The following is a 17,943-nucleotide window of genomic DNA, read 5'->3' as shown; positions in this document are numbered from 1 at the left end:
CCGGCCGGCCGGCGGCCGGCGGGCGGCCGGCGGGCGGCCGGCGGGCGGCCGGCGGGCGGCCGGCGGGCGGCCGGCGGGCGGCCGGCGGGCGGCCGGCGGGCGGCCGGCGGGCGGGCGGCCAGCGGCCTGGGCGGCGTTGGCCGTGCTGCGTTCGCCGTGCTACGCGCCGGCCCCGGTCATCGCCGCGCCCAATCAGCCATCGGGTGCCGAGTCGGTGCCGTGCCGCTCCCGGCAAGCCAAGCGCGCTACGTGCCGCGTTCGATGAGGCTTCGTCCGCCGGTCGGAGGTCGACGCTTGCGGCGGCGACAAAATCTCTCCGCGATCATGCGCCTCCCGCCGACGCGCGGCGGGTTTCTCATGATCGCGGAACCATATGGTACCTATGGGTACATAATTCTTCCGCGATCATGGAAAACGGGCGATACGGCGGCGACTACCGCATGATCGCGGAGAGTTCTGGTCGCGACGCCCGGCGCCCGCTGGGTCGAGCCGATCGAGGGCTCGCCGGAAACGCTCGGCGGCCACCGACGCTGCTCGGCCCGACCCTCGACCTCCGGGCCGCCCAGCTCGTCCTGAGTGATCTTGCGCATGATCTCGGTTATGCCCAGCTCAGTCCCGGGGAATCACCTGTTCGGCGGACCAGTCGCGCCAGCGGTCGAGGCGGTCGGCGGCGATGGCGAGCTGGTCGCTGACCGGGCCGGGGCCGGTGGAGCCGGGGGTGGTGCGGGCGGCCAGGGCGCCGGGGACCGAGAACACATCGCGGACGGCCGGGGTCAGGTGCGGGCTGACCGCCGCCAAGTCCTCGTCGGTGGCCTCGTCCAGGCCGATGTCGCGGGCGGCGCAGATCATGACGAGCTTGCCGGTGATCTCGTGCGCATCCCGGAACGCGACACCCTGCCGGACCAGCCATTCGGCGACCTCCGTGGCCAGGGTGTACCCCACCGGGGCCTGCGCGGCGAGCCGGTCGACGCGGACCGTCATCGTGGCGATCATGCCGGCCAGGGCGGGTAGTACCAGCTCCAGCGTGTCCACGGCGTCGAAGACCGGTTCCTTGTCCTCCTGGAGGTCGCGGTCGTACGCCAGGGCAAGCCCCTTCAGCATCGTCAGCACGCCGGTGAGGTGCCCGACGAGCCGGCCCGACTTGCCGCGCGCGAGCTCGGCGATGTCGGGGTTCTTCTTCTGCGGCATGATCGACGAGCCGGTGGCGAACGCGTCGTCGAGCTGCACCCAGCCGAAGGCGGGCGTGGTCCACAGCACCACCTCCTCGCCGAGGCGGGACAGGTGCACGCCGGTGAGCGCGGCCACGAACAGGAACTCGGCCACGAAGTCGCGGTCGGCGACGGCGTCGATCGAGTTCTGCGCGGCGGAGGTGAAGCCCAGCTCCTTGGCCACCTGCGTCGGGTCGAGCGGCAGCGACGAACCGGCCAGCGCGCCGGCGCCGAGCGGGCTGACCGCGGCCCGGGCGTCCCAGTCGCGCAGCCGGTCGAGGTCGCGCAGCAGCGCCTGGACGTGGGCCAACAGCTGGTGGCCGAACGCGATCGGCTGGGCCGGCTGCATGTGCGTGAAGCCGGGCGCGGGCGTCTCGACGTGCCGGGCGGCCTGCTCCAGCAGCGCGTCGGCGAGCTCGACGATGCGGGCCGCGACGCCGCGGGCGTGATCGCGCAGGTACAGCCGCAGGTCGGTGGCGACCTGGTCGTTGCGGGAGCGCCCGGCGCGCAGCTTGCCACCGAGGGCGCCGAGCCGCTCCAGCAGCCCCCGCTCCAGGGCGGTGTGGACGTCCTCGTCGTCGACGGTCGGGCGGAACTCGCCGGTGGCGCACGCCGACTCGAGGTCGTCGAGGGCGGCGAGCATGCGGCCGAGCTCCTCGGCGTCGAGCAGGCCGGCCCGGGCCAGGACGCGGGCGTGGGAGCGGGAGCCGGCGAGGTCGTACGGGGCGAGCCGCCAGTCGAACTGCACGCTCACGGACAGGCGGGCGAGCGCCTCGGCGGGCCCGCCGGCGAAGCGTCCGCCCCACAGGCGGGTCGGAGTCTCAGAAGCCACGCAACGATCCTTCCACAACACCTTCGCAAGATCGCCTCGGTGCGATCCGTCATCGACAAGAATGACATTTCCGAAATATCCGACTACGGCGCTTTACCGCCACGCTCCGCAGGCCACTTCGGGACGCCAGCCCGAACTCGAGCCCGTCACCTCACGCACCGCCGCGAAACCGACAAGTCGGGCGCTCTGCAGCCGTGGCCGTGGCCGTGGCCGTGGCCGTGGCCGTGGCCGCAGCCGTGGCCGGAGCGAACGAATCTCTCCGTGATCATGCGACTCCGTCCGGCACAGGGCCGGTTTCTCATGATCGCGGAGACTTAAGGTACCCATGGGTACATCGCCCTTCCGCGATCATGAAAAACCCGTGGTGCGCACGGCGATTCGCGCATGATCACGGAGACTTCCGGTCGCGGCGCCCGACCGGCAGCCCGAACGCACAGCCGGCCCGCCACCCGACACCTCGAATCAGCCACGAGAAATTCGCTCTTTTCGGACTTATACGCCGTCGGGGTATAAGTCCGAAAAGTCCGGACACGAAGTGTCTGGACTTTTCGTCCGGCGAGGGTGGGGCGGCGGCGGTCAGTGGTCCTCGCCCGGCTGGCTCCACGCGGTGAGCTTGGCGGCCAGCAGCTCCCCCGCCGACGGCGGCCGGGACGGGTCCGGGGACTCGCGGGCCACGACCAGGATCGTGTCGTCCCCCGCGATCGTCCCCACGATGTCCGGCAGCCCGGTCCGGTCGATGGCGCTGGCCAGGAACTGCGCCGCGCCCGGCGGCGTGCGTAACACCACCAGGTTGCCGGAGCAGTCCACGCCCGTCAGCAGCTCCCGCAGCAGGCGGATCAGCCGGGTCGGCGCCGGCTCGGCCGGGCGCAGCGCGCGCTCGCCGTCCTCCGGGATGAGGTACGCGCCGCGGACCTTCACCGCGCGCAGTTCCTCCAGGTCGCGCGAGAGCGTCGCCTGGGTGACCTGGATGCCGTCGCCGGCCAGGAGTTCGGCGAGCTCGGTCTGGGAGCGCACGGCGGCGCCGCGGATGAGTGCCGAGATCCGGTCCAGCCGCGCCGCCTTGGTCGTCGGGGCGCTCATGACTGGCGCTCCAGCAGCCAGGCCAGCAGGGCCTTCTGGGCGTGCAGGCGGTTCTCGGCCTCGTCCCAGATCGCGGACTGCGGGCCGTCCATCACCTCGTCGGTGATCTCCTCGCCGCGGTGTGCGGGCAGGCAGTGCAGCACGATCGCGCCGGGCTTGGCGTTGACCAGCAAGGAGCCGTTGATCTGGTACGGCCGGAACGGGGTCAGCCGGTCCAGCCCGTCGCTCTCCTGTCCCATCGACGTCCACGTGTCGGTGACCAGCACGTCGGCGCCCTTGGCGGCCTCGGCCGGGTCGGCGATCAGCTCGACCACGCCGTGCCGGCGGGCCGCCGTGAGCACGGCCGGGTCGGGCTCGAACCCGGCGGGCCCGCACAGCCTGACGCGCAGGCCGGCGATCGTGCCCGCGAGGGCGTAGGAGTGCGCCATGTTGTTGCCGGTGTCGCCGAGGTACGTCAGGGTGCGGCCCCGCGTCCCGCCGAGCCGCTCGCGGATGGTCTGCAGGTCGGCCAGCAGCTGGCAGGGGTGGAAGCCGTCGGTGAGGGCGTTGACGACGGGGACGGTCGCGGCGGCGGCCAGGTCGGCGACCCGGGCGTCGGCGGTGGAGCGGATGACGATCGCGTCGACGTAGCGCGACAGCACCTTGGCCGCGTCGCCGAGCGTCTCGCCGCGGCCGAAGTGGGTGCTGAGCGCGTCGATGATGAGCGGGGTACCGCCGAGCTGGGCGATGCCGACCTCGAAGGAGACCCGGGTGCGCAGCGACTGCTTCTCGAAGATGACCGCCACCGACCGGCCCGCGAGGGGGCGGAAGCCGGTGCGGTCGCCCTTCATGGCCGCGGCCAGCTCGAGGATCTCCAGCTGCTCGGCGGGGCTGAGGTCGTCGTCGCGTAAGAAATGGCGGGTCATGACGGCCGCACCGCGTTCAGGGCCGGGCCGAGGGCGGCCAGGAAGGCGTCGGCCTGCTCGTCGCTGAGGATCAGCGGCGGGGCGATGCGCAGCACGTCAGGCTGGGCCGCCTGGGCGAGGAAGCCCTGGTCGCGCAGGACGGCGGCGAGCGCGCCGGCGGCCGGGCCGCGCAGCACGATGCCGAGCAGCAGGCCGGCGCCGCGCACGCCGGTGACGAGGGGGTGGCCGAGGGCCTCGACGCCGCGGCGGAGCCGCTCGCCCTGCCGCTTGGCCGCGTCGAGCAGGTGCTCGGCCTCGATGGTGTCGAGCACGGCGAGGGCGGCCGCGCAGCAGACCGGGTTGCCGCCGAAGGTGGAGGCGTGCATGCCGGGGCCGAGCAGGGTCGCGGCGTCGTCGAAGGCGATCATCGCGCCGAGCGGCAGGCCGCCGCCGAGGCCCTTGGCGAGCGTGACGACGTCGGGGCGCACCCCCTCGGCCTGGTGGGCGAACCAGTACCCGGTCCGGCCGATGCCGGTCTGCACCTCGTCGAGGGCGAGCAGGGCGCCGTGCCGCGCGGTGAGCTCCCGGGCGGCCGTCAGATACCCGGCCGGCGGTACCACCACACCCGACTCGCCCTGGATCGGCTCCAGCAGCACCATCGCGGTCGCGTCGTCGACCACGGCGGCGAGCGCCTCGGCGTCGCCGTAGGGCACGTGCACGACCTCGCCGGGCAGGGGCAGGAACGGCTGCTGCTTGGCGGGCTGGCCGGTGAGCGCGAGGGCGCCCATGGTGCGGCCGTGGAAGCCGCCCTCGGTCGCGACGATCTTCGTCCGGCCGGTGCGCCGGGACAGCTTGAACGCGGCCTCGTTCGCCTCCGCGCCGGAGTTGCCGAAGAACACCGCGCCGGGGCGGCCGGCCAGCGCGAGCAGCCGCTCGGCGAGGGCGACGACCGGAGGCGAGGCGAAGAGGTTCGACACGTGGCCGAGGGTGGCGATCTGCCGGCTGACCGCGGCGACGACGGCGGGGTGGGCGTGGCCGAGGAGGTTGACGGCGATGCCGCCGAGAAAGTCGACGTACGACCGGCCGGCCTCGTCGACCACGACCGCGCCGCTGCCGCTGACCAGCCCCAGCGACGGCGGGCCGTAGGTGTTCATCACCGACGCCTCGAAGCGGTCAGTGAGCGAGCCCGTCATTGCGCCACCACCATGGTCCCGAAACCCTCCGACGTGAACACTTCCAGCAACAGCGAGTGCGGCACCCGCCCGTCGACGACGTGCGCGGCCGGCACCCCGCCCTTGACCGCCCGCAGGCAGGCCTCCATCTTCGGCACCATCCCCGACTCCAGGGACGGCAGCAGCTCCGCGAGCTCATCGGCGGTCAGCTGCGAGATCAGCGTCGACGGGTCGGGGTAGCTGCGGTACAACCCCTCGACGTCGGTGAGCACGACGAGCTTGCGCGCCTGCAGCGCCACGGCCAGGGCGCCGGCGGCGGTGTCGGCGTTGAGGTTGTGCAGGACCCCGTCGGCGTCCGGCGCGACCGTCGACACCACCGGGATCCGCCCGGCGGCGATGAGGTCGGCGACGGCCGAGACGTTGACCCGCTCGACGTCGCCGACCTGGCCGATGTCGACCGGGGCGCCGTCGACGATGGCGGGCCGGCGCACGGCGGTGAACAGCCCGGCGTCCTCCCCCGACATGCCGACCGCGTGCGGGCCGTGCTCGTTGATCAGCCCGACCAGCTCCCGGCCGACCTGCCCGACGAGGACCATCCGCACCACGTCGGCGGTCTCCGCGGTGGTGACCCGCAGGCCGCCCTTGAACTCGCTTTCGATGCCGAGCCGCTTGAGCATGGCCGAGATCTGCGGGCCGCCGCCGTGCACGACGACCGGATGCATCCCGGCGTGGCGCAGAAACACCATGTCGGCCGCGAACGCGCGCTTGAGCTCGTTGTCGAGCATCGCGTTGCCGCCGTACTTCACCACGATCGTCGAGCCGGAGAAGCGCTCCAGCCACGGCAGCGCCTCGATCAGCGTGTTGGCCTTGCCCAGCGCGATGCCCAGGTCCCGGCCGTTGATGCGGCCCCTCACGAGCTGTACGCCGAGTTCTCGTGGACGTACCCCAGGGAAAGGTCGTTCGTCCAGATCGTCGCGGACTCCTCGCCGGCGTTGAGCCCGACCGTGACGGCGACCGCCCGGGCGCTCAGGTCCACTTTGGAGCGGTCCTCGCCGGCGGCGCCGCCCTTGCAGATCCACACGCCGTTGATGGCGACGTCGACCTCGTCGGGCTCGAACTGCGCGGCCGTGGTGCCGATCGCGGCCAGGATCCGGCCCCAGTTCGGATCGTTGCCGAAGAACGCGGTCTTCACCAGGTTGTTGCGGGCGATGGACCGGCCGACCTCGACCGCGTCGGCGACCGAGGCCGCGCCGGTCACCGCGATGGCGATCTCCTTCGTGGCGCCCTCGGCGTCGGCGATGAGCTGCCGGGCCAGGTCGGCGCAGACCGCGGTGACCGCCGCGGTGAGCTCGTCGGGCGTCGGCTCGATCCGCGACGCGCCGCTGGCCATCAGCAGCACGGTGTCGTTGGTCGACATGCAGCCGTCGGAGTCGATCCGGTCGAAGGTGACCGCGGTGGCCGTGCGCAGCGCGCCGTCCAGTGTGGACGCGTCGGCGACGGCGTCGGTGGTGAGCACCACGAGCATGGTGGCCAGGCCCGGGGCGAGCATGCCGGCGCCCTTGGCCATCCCGCCGACGGTGAAGCCCTCGCCGGCGTGGACGGCGGTCTTCGGCACCGTGTCGGTGGTCATGATGGCCTTGGCCGCGTCGGGCCCGCCGTCGCGGGCGAGGGCGCGGGCGGCCGCGTCGACGCCGGAGAGCAGCTTGGGCAGCGGCAGCCGCTCGCCGATCAGCCCGGTCGAGCAGACCGCGACGTCGCCGGGGCCGACCGGGAAGCGGGAGGCCCGCCCGGACAGCACCGCGGCGGTGTGCTCGGCGGTGGCGTGGGTGTCCTGGAAGCCGGCCGGGCCGGTGCAGGCGTTGGCGCCGCCGGAGTTGAGGATGACGGCCCGCACGATCCCGGCCCGCAGCACCTGCTGGCTCCACAGCACGGGCGCGGCCTTGATGCGGTTGCCGGTGAACACCGCGGCGGCGGTGGTGTCGGGCCCGTCGTTGACGACGAGCGCCACGTCGAGCGCCCCGGCCGCCTTGATGCCCGCGGCAACCCCCGAGGCCCGGAAGCCCTTCGGTGCGGTAACACTCACGGCGCGATCCCGTCGATCGCGAGGCCGGCGGTCTCGGGCAGGCCGAGCATGAGGTTGGCGTTCTGGATCGCCTGACCGGCCGCGCCCTTGACCAGGTTGTCGGTGGCGGAGACGACGACGATCCGGCCGCTGTCGACGTCGGCCGTCGCCTGTAGGTGGGCGGAGTTGGAGCCGAAGGTGGCGCCGGTCAGCGGCCACTGGCCCTCGGGCAGGACGTGGACGAACGGCTCGCCCTCGTAGGCGGCGGCGAGCACGGCCCGCGGGTCGGCGCCGCCGAGCGGCCGGGCGGTGACCGTGGCGAGGATGCCCCGGGGCATCGGGGCCAGCATCGGCGTCATCGACAGGCTGCGGGCGCCGCTGGCCTGCTTGATCTCCGGCACGTGCTGGTGGGCGCCGGTCTTGTAGGTCGACATCGACCCCATGACCTCGGTGGCCAGCAGGTGCTGCTTGGCCGAGCGGCCCGCGCCGGAGGTGCCGGAGGCGGCGACCACCACGACGTCGTCGGGGTCGGCCAGCCCGGCCGCGATCAGCGGCGCCAGCGCGAGGATCGTCGTGACGGCGTAGCAGCCGGTGTTGGCGACCCGGCTCGACGCGGCGATCAGCTCGCGCTGGCCGGGCAGCTCGGGCAGGCCGTAGGTCCAGGTGCCGGCGTGCGGGCCCGGGTAGTACTTGGTCCAGGCCGCGGCGTCGCGCAGCCGGAAGTCGGCGCCGAGGTCGACGATCTTCACCGACTCGGGCAGCTGCGCGGCGATCGCCGCGGACTCGCCGTGCGGCAGCGCGAGGAACACCAGGTCGGCGTCGGCGAGCGCGGCCGCTTCGGTCTTGGCGAGCACCACGCCCGCGAGCGATCGCACGTGTGGGTGGACACTGCCGATCGTCGATCCGGCCTGCGCGAACCCGGTGGCGGCGGCAAGCTCGAGGTTGGGGTGGCCGGCGATGAGCCGCAGGAGCTCACCGCCGGCGTACCCTGAGGCGCCCGCTACGGCGACACGTATTCCCATACGGTCGACTGTATCGCTATGCAGCCCCAGGTTTCAAGCGCGTTGCGCGGGGCTTCACGCGGACGGGACGAGGCTCAGGTCGTCGAGCACGAACGAGGTCGCGATCTTGGTGCCCTCTACCCCGGTGAACGTCACCTTCACCGAGCCGGTGCCGGTCACGGTCAGCGTCTTCTGCTGGTACGAGGTCGAGGCGTTCACGTTCGAGTACGTCGCCAGGGTGGTCGAGCCGGCGGTCACGGTCAGCGTGTCGTAGGCCGTCGAGCCCGTCTCGTCGGTGTCCACCAGCAGCCAGAACGACAGCGTCGCCCGGGTGCAGCCGGACGGGATGGTCACCGTCTGCGACAGCGTGTCGGTGTGCGCCGCGCCGTAACCGTCCAGCCACGCCTTCCACGAGCCGCTGTGCGCGGGCTCCGAGGAACTGCTGGAGACCACGCCGGAGGTCGCCGTCCACGGGCCGGCCGAGCCGGTCTCGAAGCCGGGGTTGCCGAACAGCTGGCCGCCCGGGCAGGTACCGCCACCCGGCGGGGTGGTCGGCGGCGTGGTGGTGGGCGGGGTGGTGGTGCCCGTGCCGGCCAGCCACGCGGTCGCGTTCAGGGCCAGCGCCGCGTTGGTGCCCGCGGTGTCGTTCCAGCCGTCGTACAGCGTGTTGCCCGACTGCCCGGTGCCGTCGTCGATCGGCGAGCTGTCGCCCCAGACCGCCACCCGGCCGGAGCCGAACGTGCTCGTGGTGAAGAACGCGCCGGTGGTACCCCCGGGAGTGAACCCGGACCGGTAGACCAGCCCCTTCACCGACGAGTTGTTCGACGGGTGCAGCGTCTGGGTGCTGCCGTTGCGGATGATGCTGCCCCGCACCTTGCCGAACGGGCCGTTGATGACCGGGTCGGTCGAGCTGCTGATCGCGGCCGGGTTCTCGGTGTCGATGTTGTTGACGTCGACGCTGAAGCCGAACGGGTCGGTGTTGTCGACGCCGTTGTTCGTCAGCAGGTCGTTGGCGACCTTCACCGAGTCCCAGCCGTCGCTGTTGCGGTCGCTGCCGGTGTGGTCGACGATCAGGAAGAACCCGCCGCCGTTCTGGATGAACCGCATGATCGCGGTCTTCTCCGCGCTGCTGAGCGGCGCGTTGGGCTCGGGCATGACGAACTCGTCGAACTTGCTGAGGTCGAGCGCGCCCGACCCGCCGTAGGTGATGGTGTTCCCGGCCGGCAGCGTCTTGAGGCTGTACTCCCCGGTGCGCTGCAGGGCCACGCCCCACGAGGACAGCGCGCCGGTCCACGACGTCTCGCTGGTCGGGTTGGCGTTCTGCCCGAGGGGGTCGGGCTGCGAGGTGCTGATGATCCAGTCCGCGTTGCCCGCGGTCTCGGCCTTGGTGTTGTCGAAGAGGACCCGGTGCACGGTGGCGGCCTGGGATGTGGCCGCACCCGCCAGGTAGGTGATACCCGCCGTCATCAGCGCGACGGCGAGCAGGGCGCGTTTGAACACGACGACCTCCGATAGAAGGAATCGGAGGGAGTCTATGGGCGCCAGGGCGCCCCGAGCGTGAACCGCGGGTTAGGCGAGGGACCCTACTCGGGATCCAGGAAGCGCGCGAGCTGTGAGCGGTTGCGGACGTTGAGGCGGCGGTACAGCCGGGTGAGGTTCGCCTCGACCGCCTTGATCGACAGGAACAGCGCCCGGGCGATCTCCCGGTTGGTGGCGCCCGCCCGCACCAGCTCGACGATGCGCCGCTCGGTCTCCGACAGCCCCGCGCCCCGCCCGCCGTCGAGCCGCGCCAGGTCGGCCGCGGCGACCTCGCGCCACGGGTGGGCGTCGGCCAGCCCGTAGCGGCGGACCGACTCGGACAGCGCCGCGCGGGCCGCGCCCCGGCGGTGCGCGCGCCGCTCCAGGCCGCCGAGCGTGTAGTGGGCGCGGGCCACCTCGAGCGGGTACGGGTGCTCGCTCCACTCCTCGAGCGCCCGGTGCAGCGCCTCCGCGCCCTCCCGGGCCTCGCCGGTGGCCGCGGTGAGCACCGCCCGGGCCCGGGCCAGGCCCAGCAGCACCACCTTGCGGTCGAGGTGCCGGGCCCGCTGCTCGACCTCCTCCAGGACCTCGGCCGCCTCGGCCCGGGCCCCGGCGCCGACGAGCGCCTCGACGAAGTCGGCGTGCCAGGGCAGCACGCCCGGGTCCATCCGGCCCAGGCGCTGGTCGAGCGCATACGCCTCGCGCATCGCCTCGGCCGCGGCGACCGGGTCGCCGCGCAGCATGTGCACCAGGCCGCTGGTCGCGTACGCCAGCTTGATCCAGTCCTCGTCGCCGGCGGCGAGGCAGGCCGCGACCCCGCGCTCGGCGTAGCCGGCGGCGGCGGTGGCCGTGCCGCCCGCGTACTCGACCAGGGCGGCGACCAGGTACCCGGGGCCGGGAGTGGTCTCCACGTCGACGTAGAGGCGCACGCAGTCGCGGCCGGCCACGACCGCGTCGGCGCACCGGCCGGCCCGCCAGTAGATGCCCGCCACCGAGACCAGCACGGCGGCGAGGTCGCGCACGGTGCCGGCCCGCTCGACCGCGATCCGCAGCGCCTCGATGCGCCGCACCGCCTCGGCGGTCTCGCCCTTGAACAGCCGGCTCATCGCCGCGACCTGGCGGGCGGCGACCGTGGCCGGGGTGAGCGACAGGCCGCGGGCGAGCTTGCCGGCCCGCTCGAGATACTCGTCGCCCTCGGTGCCGAGCAGGATGTTGCCCCGCCAGCTGAGCACCTCGACCAGCCGCTCCATGTCGCCGCACAGCTCCGCGGCCTCCTCGGCGCGCTTGAGCTCGGCCAGGGCGGCCTCGCTGTCGCCGTCCCAGTAGGCCTTGATCGCCTTGTACAGCCGGACGTGGGCCAGCAGGTCGGGGGTGTCGACGGCCTCGACGAACGCGGCGTCGAGCAGCGGGCCGGAGTTGGAGTGGTCCTCGCCGGACATCTCCACCAGCAGCAGCCGGGCCCCGACCCGGGTCCGCCGGTCGGCCGCGTCGCGCAGCGCGGCGGCCGCGTGCCGGCGCGCGTCGGCGGGCGAGCCGGCCGAGTACGCATACTGCGCGGCGCTGAGCCGGCGCACCGCGGCCACGCCCGGCGTGTCGCGGGGAGTGCGGTCGGCCGCGAGCGCGGCCAGGTCGGCGGCCATCGCCGGGGCGCCGCGCAGCCGGGCCGCGGACGCGGCGTCGGCGAGGCACTCGGCCAGGCCCTCGTCGGGCTCGGGGCGGGCGGCGGCGAGGTGCCGGGCCCGGTCGACCGGGTCGGTGACGGTGTCGGCGAGCCGCTCGTGGGTCTCCCGCCGGGCGGCGGCGGTGGCGTCGGCGTAGACCATCTCGCGCAGTAACGGGTGGGAGAACCGGATCGCGCCGTCCGGCTCCACGTGCAGTACCCCCGAAGCGACGGCGGCCTCGACGTGCCCTTCGCCGAGCCCGCACGCGCCCAGCAGACTCAGGCTGGGCCGGGCCGCCGCGGCGACGACCAGCAGCGCCGGCCAGTCGTCGGCGGGCAGGGAGGCCAGGCGCGCGGCGAGCAGCTCGCGCAGCCGCTCCGGGACGGGCAGCGGGTCGGTCGCCGGGAACAGGCTGTTGCCGATCGCCCGGCCGAGCTCGACGGCGTAGAGCGGGTTGCCGGCGCTCGCCTCGTAGATGCGCTGCACGTGGGCCCGGCCGGCCTCGGCGCCGAAGCGGGCCCGCAGCAGGTCGGCCACGTCGCCCTGGGGCAGCGGCGGCACCGGCAGCGTGGCGCTCGGCGGCGGGCACAGGTCGAGCCGGCTGGGTGCGCCGCCGTCGGGCACGCGCTCGGCCGCCAGGACCCGCACCGGCACCTCCCCGAGCCGGCGGGACACGAAGCGCAGCACCCCGGCGCTGGGCTCGTCGATCCACTGCACGTCGTCGAGGATCAGCAGCACGGGCCGCTCGCCGGCGAGCGAGCGGAACAGCTCCAGCACCGCCAGGCGCACCGCCAGCTGGTCGTGCGGGGTGGCCGGCAGCGCGCTGCGCAGCAGCGCCCCGTCCAGGGCCGCGCGCAGGTGGGCCGGGAGCACGTCGAAGGCGGCCGGCGCGCCGTCGAAGAGATCGACCAGCGCCAGATACGGCAGGTCGGCCTCGGCCTCCGCGGCGGCGGCGCGCAGCACCAGCGCCTCGGTCTCGGCGGCGGCGAGGGCGTCGAGGATGGTCGACTTGCCGATCCCCGCGGGCCCGCAGAGCACGACGCTGCCCCCCGCCGCGAGCCGCTCCCGGGCGTGGTTCAGGAGATCGGCCCGGCCGATGGGCGCCGACGAGGTGCTCACCACGACGCCGAGTCTCTAACGAACGCCCTTTCGTCGCAACGGCGGGAGAATTGTGCGGTACGCCCGCGTGAAGCCCGGCCGACCGTGAATCATCCCAGCCGGGAGCAGGGCAGCACCGCCTCCCAGCCGAGCACCGGCCACCGCGCGGTGTGCACCCTGACCCGCGCCGAACCGGGCTGTACAAGGCATTCCGCCCGAGCCCGGGCCACCGCGCCGCTCCAGCGCGGGCCGCCGTCCCGGGGCCCCGCCGGGCACAGGTTGGCGGCGGCGACGACGCCCACAAGTGTCGCGAACACGACAAGCGGAATCCGATCGCGCAGGCAACCGCGGGCGCCGCCGGAGCGTTGCCGGGCGGTCGCCAGGCAGACCCCCGCGGCGATGTTGGGCAGGCTCACCAGCACCAGGTAGCGGTCCTCGCCGTGGCCGTGCACGGCGATCTGGAGCGCCCCGGCGAGCACGGCGAACCCGGCCAGGACGGCGGCGAGCCGGGCCGGGCCCCACGCCCGCCGCCACAGCGCCAGGCCCGCCAGCCCGGCCGGGATCAGCAGCCCGGCCGCGACCAGGGCCCGGTGGCCCCACGGGTCGGCGTAGGGCGGGCCGAGCCAGGCGGGCCCGAGGAACGAGCGCGGCACGCCCCAGCGCAGGTACATCCCGGCGACCGCGACCGGGTCGCGCTCGGGCCGCTCCCCCAGCCCGCGCCGGGTCGCGCCGGCGAGCAGCGGGATCAGCTGCAGCAGCGTTCCCGGGAGCAGGCCGAGGAGCTTGCAGAGCCATTCCCGGCTGCGGTACCGCACGAGCCCGGCCACGGCGACCGGCAGCAGCAGGACGCCGAGCATGGAGTTGAGCGCGGCGAGCCCGGGCAGCCCGACGGTCAGCGCGGTGGTGCGCCGCCAGAGCAGCATCCAGAGCCCGGCGTACACCAGCGGAAACTGCAGCTGCGCGAGCGCGTTCGGCACGAAGCCCATCGGCAGCGCCGCGCTGACCCCGATGACGACGGCCGGGAACCGCTCGAGCCGCGACCGCGCGGCGCCGTACACGGCGAGCGCCAGCAGGCTGGTCAGCACCGCGTCGACCCCCGCGTTGAGCGCGGCCGCCCACCCGACGGGGAACAGCGCGATCCCGGCCCAGCACAGCCGCGCGACGACGTGGAAATATCCGTTGAAAGGGGTGAATATCGCCTCATACCACGGCCGGTTGAGCGCGTCGGTCAGGAAGTTCTGCCCGTCCTCGGCCCAGATGGAGTCCAGCGCCCCCGGCGCACGGGTCCGGCACAGCCCCACAACGGCCCCGGCGACCACGGCCCCCGCCCCGAGCCCGAGCGCCCGGCCGGCGCACCCTCGACGACCACGACTACCGAAGCGGCCCGATTCGGAAATATCCGGTTCAGCAGATCCTGAAATATCCGTCGCTCCGCGCCGGATATTTCCGGAAATTTCGTGATGTTGGACGACGGCCACGCTTATTCAACGAAACGGTGCCCCCAAAGGGGCGCGGGAACCAGCCGAGGCAACGCGATCCCTGGCCAAGGGCGGGGAGCGCATCCGATCGGCACGGCCGGGGCGGACGAATGTCTCCGTGATCATGATGCTCGCGGTGTCCGAACCACGGGTTTTTCATGATCCTGGAGACATTTGGTACACAGGGGTACATCAACACTCCACGATCATGAAAAACCGTTGGTGTCGATGGCGGTACTGCATGATCACGGAGACTTCTCGTCGCCGCGCCATGCAGTGTCCGCCATGTGGGACGCGATCGCCAGGCCACGATAGAACGCCGCGAAGACGAAGAGCCCCGAAGGCAGAACGCTGCGAAAACAGAACGCCGCGAAAACAGAACGCCGCGAGAGCGGAGCGCCGCGAGAGCGGAGCGCCGCGGAGGCGGAGGGCGGAGGAGGGCGGCGGAGGGCGGCGGGCCGCGGAGGTGGAGGCGGTGGCGGACGGAGCGCCGCGCAGGCGGAGGGCGGAGGAGGGCGGCGGAGGGCGGCGGGCCGCGGAGGTGGAGGCGGTGGCGGACGGAGCGCCGCGCAGGCGGAGGGCGGAGGAGGGCGGCGGAGGGCGGCGGGCCGCGGAGGTGGAGGCGGTGGCGGACGGAGCGCCGCGCAGGCGGAGGGCCTCGGAGGTGAAGGCGGTGGGCCGCGGAGGGCGGCGGACGGAGGGCCGCGGAGGCGGAGGTGGGGAGAGGGCTAGGCCCCGCCGAAGCGGGGCCCTGGTGCGGTTCGGCGCTACAGGCGGCCTTCCTTGACCGCCTCGGTGACCCATGGGATGACCTCGTCGAGCATCTTGTCCAGCGACGTGGTGGCCTCGAAGCCGAGCACCTCGCGCGCCTTGGTGCAGTCCGGCACGCGCTTCTGGACGTCGTACTCGTAGGGGTCGTCGGAGACCACGCGCAGCGGGGCGTCGGGGCCCTTGATCTTGCGCCAGATCACCTCGGCGAGTTGCAGGACGGTGGTCGACTCCTCGGTGGAGATGTTGAAGTCCTGGTTGCGGGCCTGGTCGGACTCCATGGCCGCGAGGATGCCCTTGGCCAGGTCGCCGCCGTAGGTGTAGTGGCGGACCTGCTCGCCGGAGCCGAGGATGTGCAGCGGGTCCTGGCCCTTGATGATCTTCTGCACGAGGTCGGGCACGACGTGGGACATGGCCAGTTTGACGTTGCCCGACAGGACCTCGACGTCGCCGAGGGCGCGGCCCTCGCCGACGCCGACGCAGTTGAACGGGCGCACGATCGTGTAGGGCAGCTTGTACTGGTCCCAGGCTGCCTTGGCGAAGTACTCCACGGCCAGCTTCTGGAAGCCGTAGGACGACAGCGGCGGGGGAACGGCGCGCTCGTCGCCCTCCTTCGAGGGCCAGTGCGTGGTCGACTCGAAGACCATCGACGACGACATGTAGGTCATCTTCTTCAGCGTGCCGGCCTGGTGCGCCTTGATGGCGGCGTCGCAGGAGGAGGCCATGATCCGCTCGTTGGTGGCGAGCAGGTCGTAGGCGTAGGCGTGGAAGTAGGAGATGCCGCCGATGAGCGCCGCGCCCGCGATGAAGTGCTCGCAGCCCTCCAGCAGCTCGGAGACCAGGTCGGCGTCGCGGGCGTCGCCCTCGACGAACCGGTAGTCCGGGTGGGAGTCGTAGCTGCGCGTGACCGGCCCGTACTTCGAGTAGTTGTCCAGGCCGACTACCTGGTAGCCGCGGGCGAGCAGCTCCTCGACGACATAACCACCGATGAAGCCGGCCGAGCCGGTGACCAGGACCTTTGCCACAAATGCTCCTTATCAGCCTTGTGTTGCGGAAGTGCTCTCGCGCGCGGCCTGCGCGTCGTCGCGGGCCGCCGACGAGGCCGGGCGCCTCGTCAACTGTTCCATGGTCAGTCTGCGGCCGAACGCGAAGCGATACCACTTGAGGTAGCTCGGCATGAACCGGCCCACGTCGAAGCGGGACTCCCCGAGCTGCCGGTCGAGCCAGATCGTCGGGATCTCGGCGACGGGCAGCCGCAGCCGGTTCGCCTTCGCGGTCAGCTCGATGCCGATCTCGAAGCCGGTCTTCGACTCGATGCCGACCTCCCGGACGAACCGCGTCGAGTAGGCCTTGAAGCTGTTGGTCGCGTCCCGGGTGCCGACCCGGGCGAACCAGTGCAGGGTGCGCCCGGCATTGCGGGACAGGAACCGCTTGAACCGCGGCCCGCCGACCTGCTGGCCGCCGGGCATGTACCGCGACGCCGCGGCCACCACCACGCCCCGGTCGACGAGCCGGGCGAGGTCCTCGATCTGGCGCGGGTCGTCGGAGCCGTCGGCCATGGTGACCACCGCGACCGGCGCCCGGGCCACGTCGATGCCGAACCGGATCGCGTTGGCCGGGCCGCGGCCGTAGGTGTTGAGCACCGGCCGGACCCGCGCGTCGCGGGCCTGCACCTCCTGCGCGAAGGGCACGGTCGTGTCCTCGGGCATGTCGTGCACGACGAGGATCTCCGCCGGCATCATGACCTCGCGGAGAATGCGGTCGAGGCAGCGAACGATCGCCTCGCCCTCGTTGTAGACCGGGATGACCACAGAGATCTGTGGCACAAAGCTCATATACGCACGCCCTTGTTCGTCACGCCCCACATGTCCGCAACGGGAATTTCCGTCCGGAGGTCACGGTACTCCGGGTGGGGCGCGGCGATGATGAGCAGGTCGGCCCGGGTGAGCACCTCGTCGAGCGGGACCAGCCGGTCATCCTTGACGTAGGGGTCGGTGCACAGCGTCTCCTTGGCCCGCAGCATGACGACTTTGCGCAGCTTGTAGGCCAGGGACTCGCGGATGTCGTCGCTGCCGCCCTTGAACGCCATGCCCAGGATGCCGACCGTCAGCTCGGACAGGTCGAAGCGCTCCTGGAGCTTGGAGACGACATACAGCGGCAGGCCCTCGTTGATCAGCATGGCGCTGTGGCCGAGGACGAAGTTGTTGTTGTTGAACGCCGCCAGCTGCATGGTGTCCTTGAGCAGGCACGGGCCGGCGGCGAAGCCGGCGCCGGGCATATCGGCGGCGCGCGGGTACTGGAACCGGATCGCGTGGCGGATCCGCTCGAAGTCCAGGCCGAAGTCGTTGGACATCATCCAGAACTGGTTGGCGGCGGCGAACTTGATGTACCGCCAGGTGTTGGTGAACAGCTTGGCCAGCTCCGCCTCCTCCGGCTCGAGGATGACGATCTGGCTGGCCAGGTTGCGGAAGAGCTTCTCGGCGCGCTCGGTCGCCTCCGGGGTGCGGGCGGCGACGATCTGCGGCAGCTCGAACAGCTCGGTCATCGCCTTACCCTCGGCGATGCGCTCCGGGCAGAAGGCCACGTCCGCGTCGACGCCAAGGCGCTTGATCAGCTTCTCCGTGAGCGCGGTCACCCCCGGGTGGACGGTGCTGCGCAGCACGATCAGCTGACCGTCGCGGAGGTACTCCGCGCAGCGCTCGATCGCCTTGGGCACCGCCGCGATGTTGGGGTTGAGGTGCTCGTCGACCGGCGTGCCCACGATCACGATCAGGTGCTCGGCCGTGGCGACGGTGGCCGGGTCGACGCTCGCCTTGAGCCGGCCCTCGGCGACCGCGGTCGCGAGCGGCGCGGCGGCGCCCTCCTCGTCGAACGGCAGCCGCCCGCTGTTGACCACGTCGACCGCGGCCTGGTTGATGTCGTACAGCGTCACCTGCAGGCCACGGGAGGCCAGGGCGATGCCGAGGGGCAGCCCCACCCGGCCACAGCCGCCGATGACGACGACGTCGGTGGTGAACCCCGTCGATGCACTGACGTCTGACACGCGCCACCCCTTCGGAAAAATGTGATCGATACCGGCCGCCACCAGGGAAACCCGCACGGCGCCGTGACGGTACCACCTCCGGCACACAGCGGCCCGAACCAGCACGGCCGCGACAGTCCGTCATCGGACATACGTGAC

Annotated in this window: 13 protein-coding genes; all 13 read right to left on the bottom strand. The window is 72.8% G+C overall.

Features of this window, described 5'->3' with window-relative positions; translation table 11 throughout:
• Nucleotides 1-609: 609 nt before the first annotated feature.
• Entirely contained in the window at nt 610-2,040 is a 1,431-nt protein-coding gene (argH, locus tag ACQPXD_RS10510) for an argininosuccinate lyase (RefSeq protein ID WP_432837189.1), read from the bottom strand.
• A 576-nt stretch (nt 2,041-2,616) separates the two neighbouring features.
• Complete coding sequence (argR, locus tag ACQPXD_RS10505; protein WP_432837187.1) at nt 2,617-3,120, bottom strand: arginine repressor; 504 nt, start codon at nt 3,118-3,120, stop codon at nt 2,617-2,619.
• The gene (gene argF, locus ACQPXD_RS10500) at nt 3,117-4,025 is read right to left on the bottom strand and encodes an ornithine carbamoyltransferase (protein ID WP_432837185.1); all 909 of its coding nucleotides are present in this window, start codon (nt 4,023-4,025) and stop codon (nt 3,117-3,119) included. Before argF ends, argR begins: the two co-directional genes overlap by 4 nt.
• A complete protein-coding gene (locus ACQPXD_RS10495; RefSeq protein ID WP_432837183.1) occupies nt 4,022-5,197 on the bottom strand; it encodes an acetylornithine transaminase in 1,176 nt (391 codons plus the stop codon). Before ACQPXD_RS10495 ends, argF begins: the two co-directional genes overlap by 4 nt.
• Nucleotides 5,194-6,090, bottom strand: coding sequence for an acetylglutamate kinase (gene argB, locus ACQPXD_RS10490; protein WP_432837181.1), 897 nt, complete (start codon nt 6,088-6,090; stop codon nt 5,194-5,196). Before argB ends, ACQPXD_RS10495 begins: the two co-directional genes overlap by 4 nt.
• On the bottom strand, nt 6,087-7,259 hold the full coding sequence (argJ, locus tag ACQPXD_RS10485) for a bifunctional glutamate N-acetyltransferase/amino-acid acetyltransferase ArgJ (protein ID WP_432837179.1): 1,173 nt from the start codon (nt 7,257-7,259) through the stop codon (nt 6,087-6,089). The genes argB and argJ overlap by 4 nt, the downstream gene beginning before the upstream one ends.
• Entirely contained in the window at nt 7,256-8,260 is a 1,005-nt protein-coding gene (argC, locus tag ACQPXD_RS10480) for an N-acetyl-gamma-glutamyl-phosphate reductase (protein WP_432837178.1), read from the bottom strand. The genes argJ and argC overlap by 4 nt, the downstream gene beginning before the upstream one ends.
• 54 nt (nt 8,261-8,314) lie before the next feature.
• Nucleotides 8,315-9,739 (bottom strand): hydrolase, encoded by a 1,425-nt coding sequence (locus ACQPXD_RS10475; protein WP_432837176.1) that lies wholly within the window; start codon nt 9,737-9,739, stop codon nt 8,315-8,317.
• A gap of 83 nt (nt 9,740-9,822) precedes the next feature.
• A complete protein-coding gene (locus ACQPXD_RS10470; RefSeq protein WP_432837174.1) occupies nt 9,823-12,540 on the bottom strand; it encodes an AAA family ATPase in 2,718 nt (905 codons plus the stop codon).
• A gap of 86 nt (nt 12,541-12,626) precedes the next feature.
• Nucleotides 12,627-13,835, bottom strand: coding sequence for a hypothetical protein (locus ACQPXD_RS10465; RefSeq protein WP_432837172.1), 1,209 nt, complete (start codon nt 13,833-13,835; stop codon nt 12,627-12,629).
• A 926-nt stretch (nt 13,836-14,761) separates the two neighbouring features.
• Nucleotides 14,762-15,787 (bottom strand): NAD-dependent epimerase/dehydratase family protein, encoded by a 1,026-nt coding sequence (locus ACQPXD_RS10460; RefSeq protein WP_432837170.1) that lies wholly within the window; start codon nt 15,785-15,787, stop codon nt 14,762-14,764.
• Between the two features lie 12 nt (nt 15,788-15,799).
• On the bottom strand, nt 15,800-16,597 hold the full coding sequence (locus ACQPXD_RS10455) for a glycosyltransferase family 2 protein (protein ID WP_432837168.1): 798 nt from the start codon (nt 16,595-16,597) through the stop codon (nt 15,800-15,802).
• On the bottom strand, nt 16,594-17,805 hold the full coding sequence (locus ACQPXD_RS10450; protein WP_432837166.1) for a nucleotide sugar dehydrogenase: 1,212 nt from the start codon (nt 17,803-17,805) through the stop codon (nt 16,594-16,596). The genes ACQPXD_RS10455 and ACQPXD_RS10450 overlap by 4 nt, the downstream gene beginning before the upstream one ends.
• Nucleotides 17,806-17,943 lie beyond the last annotated feature (138 nt).

Source organism: Dactylosporangium sp. CA-092794, assembly GCF_050948465.1.
In the GTDB taxonomy this organism is placed as follows: Bacteria; Actinomycetota; Actinomycetes; order Mycobacteriales; family Micromonosporaceae; genus Dactylosporangium.
The sequence above is the reverse complement of the archived record's forward strand: the minus strand, read 5'-3'. Positions and strand labels throughout refer to the sequence as shown.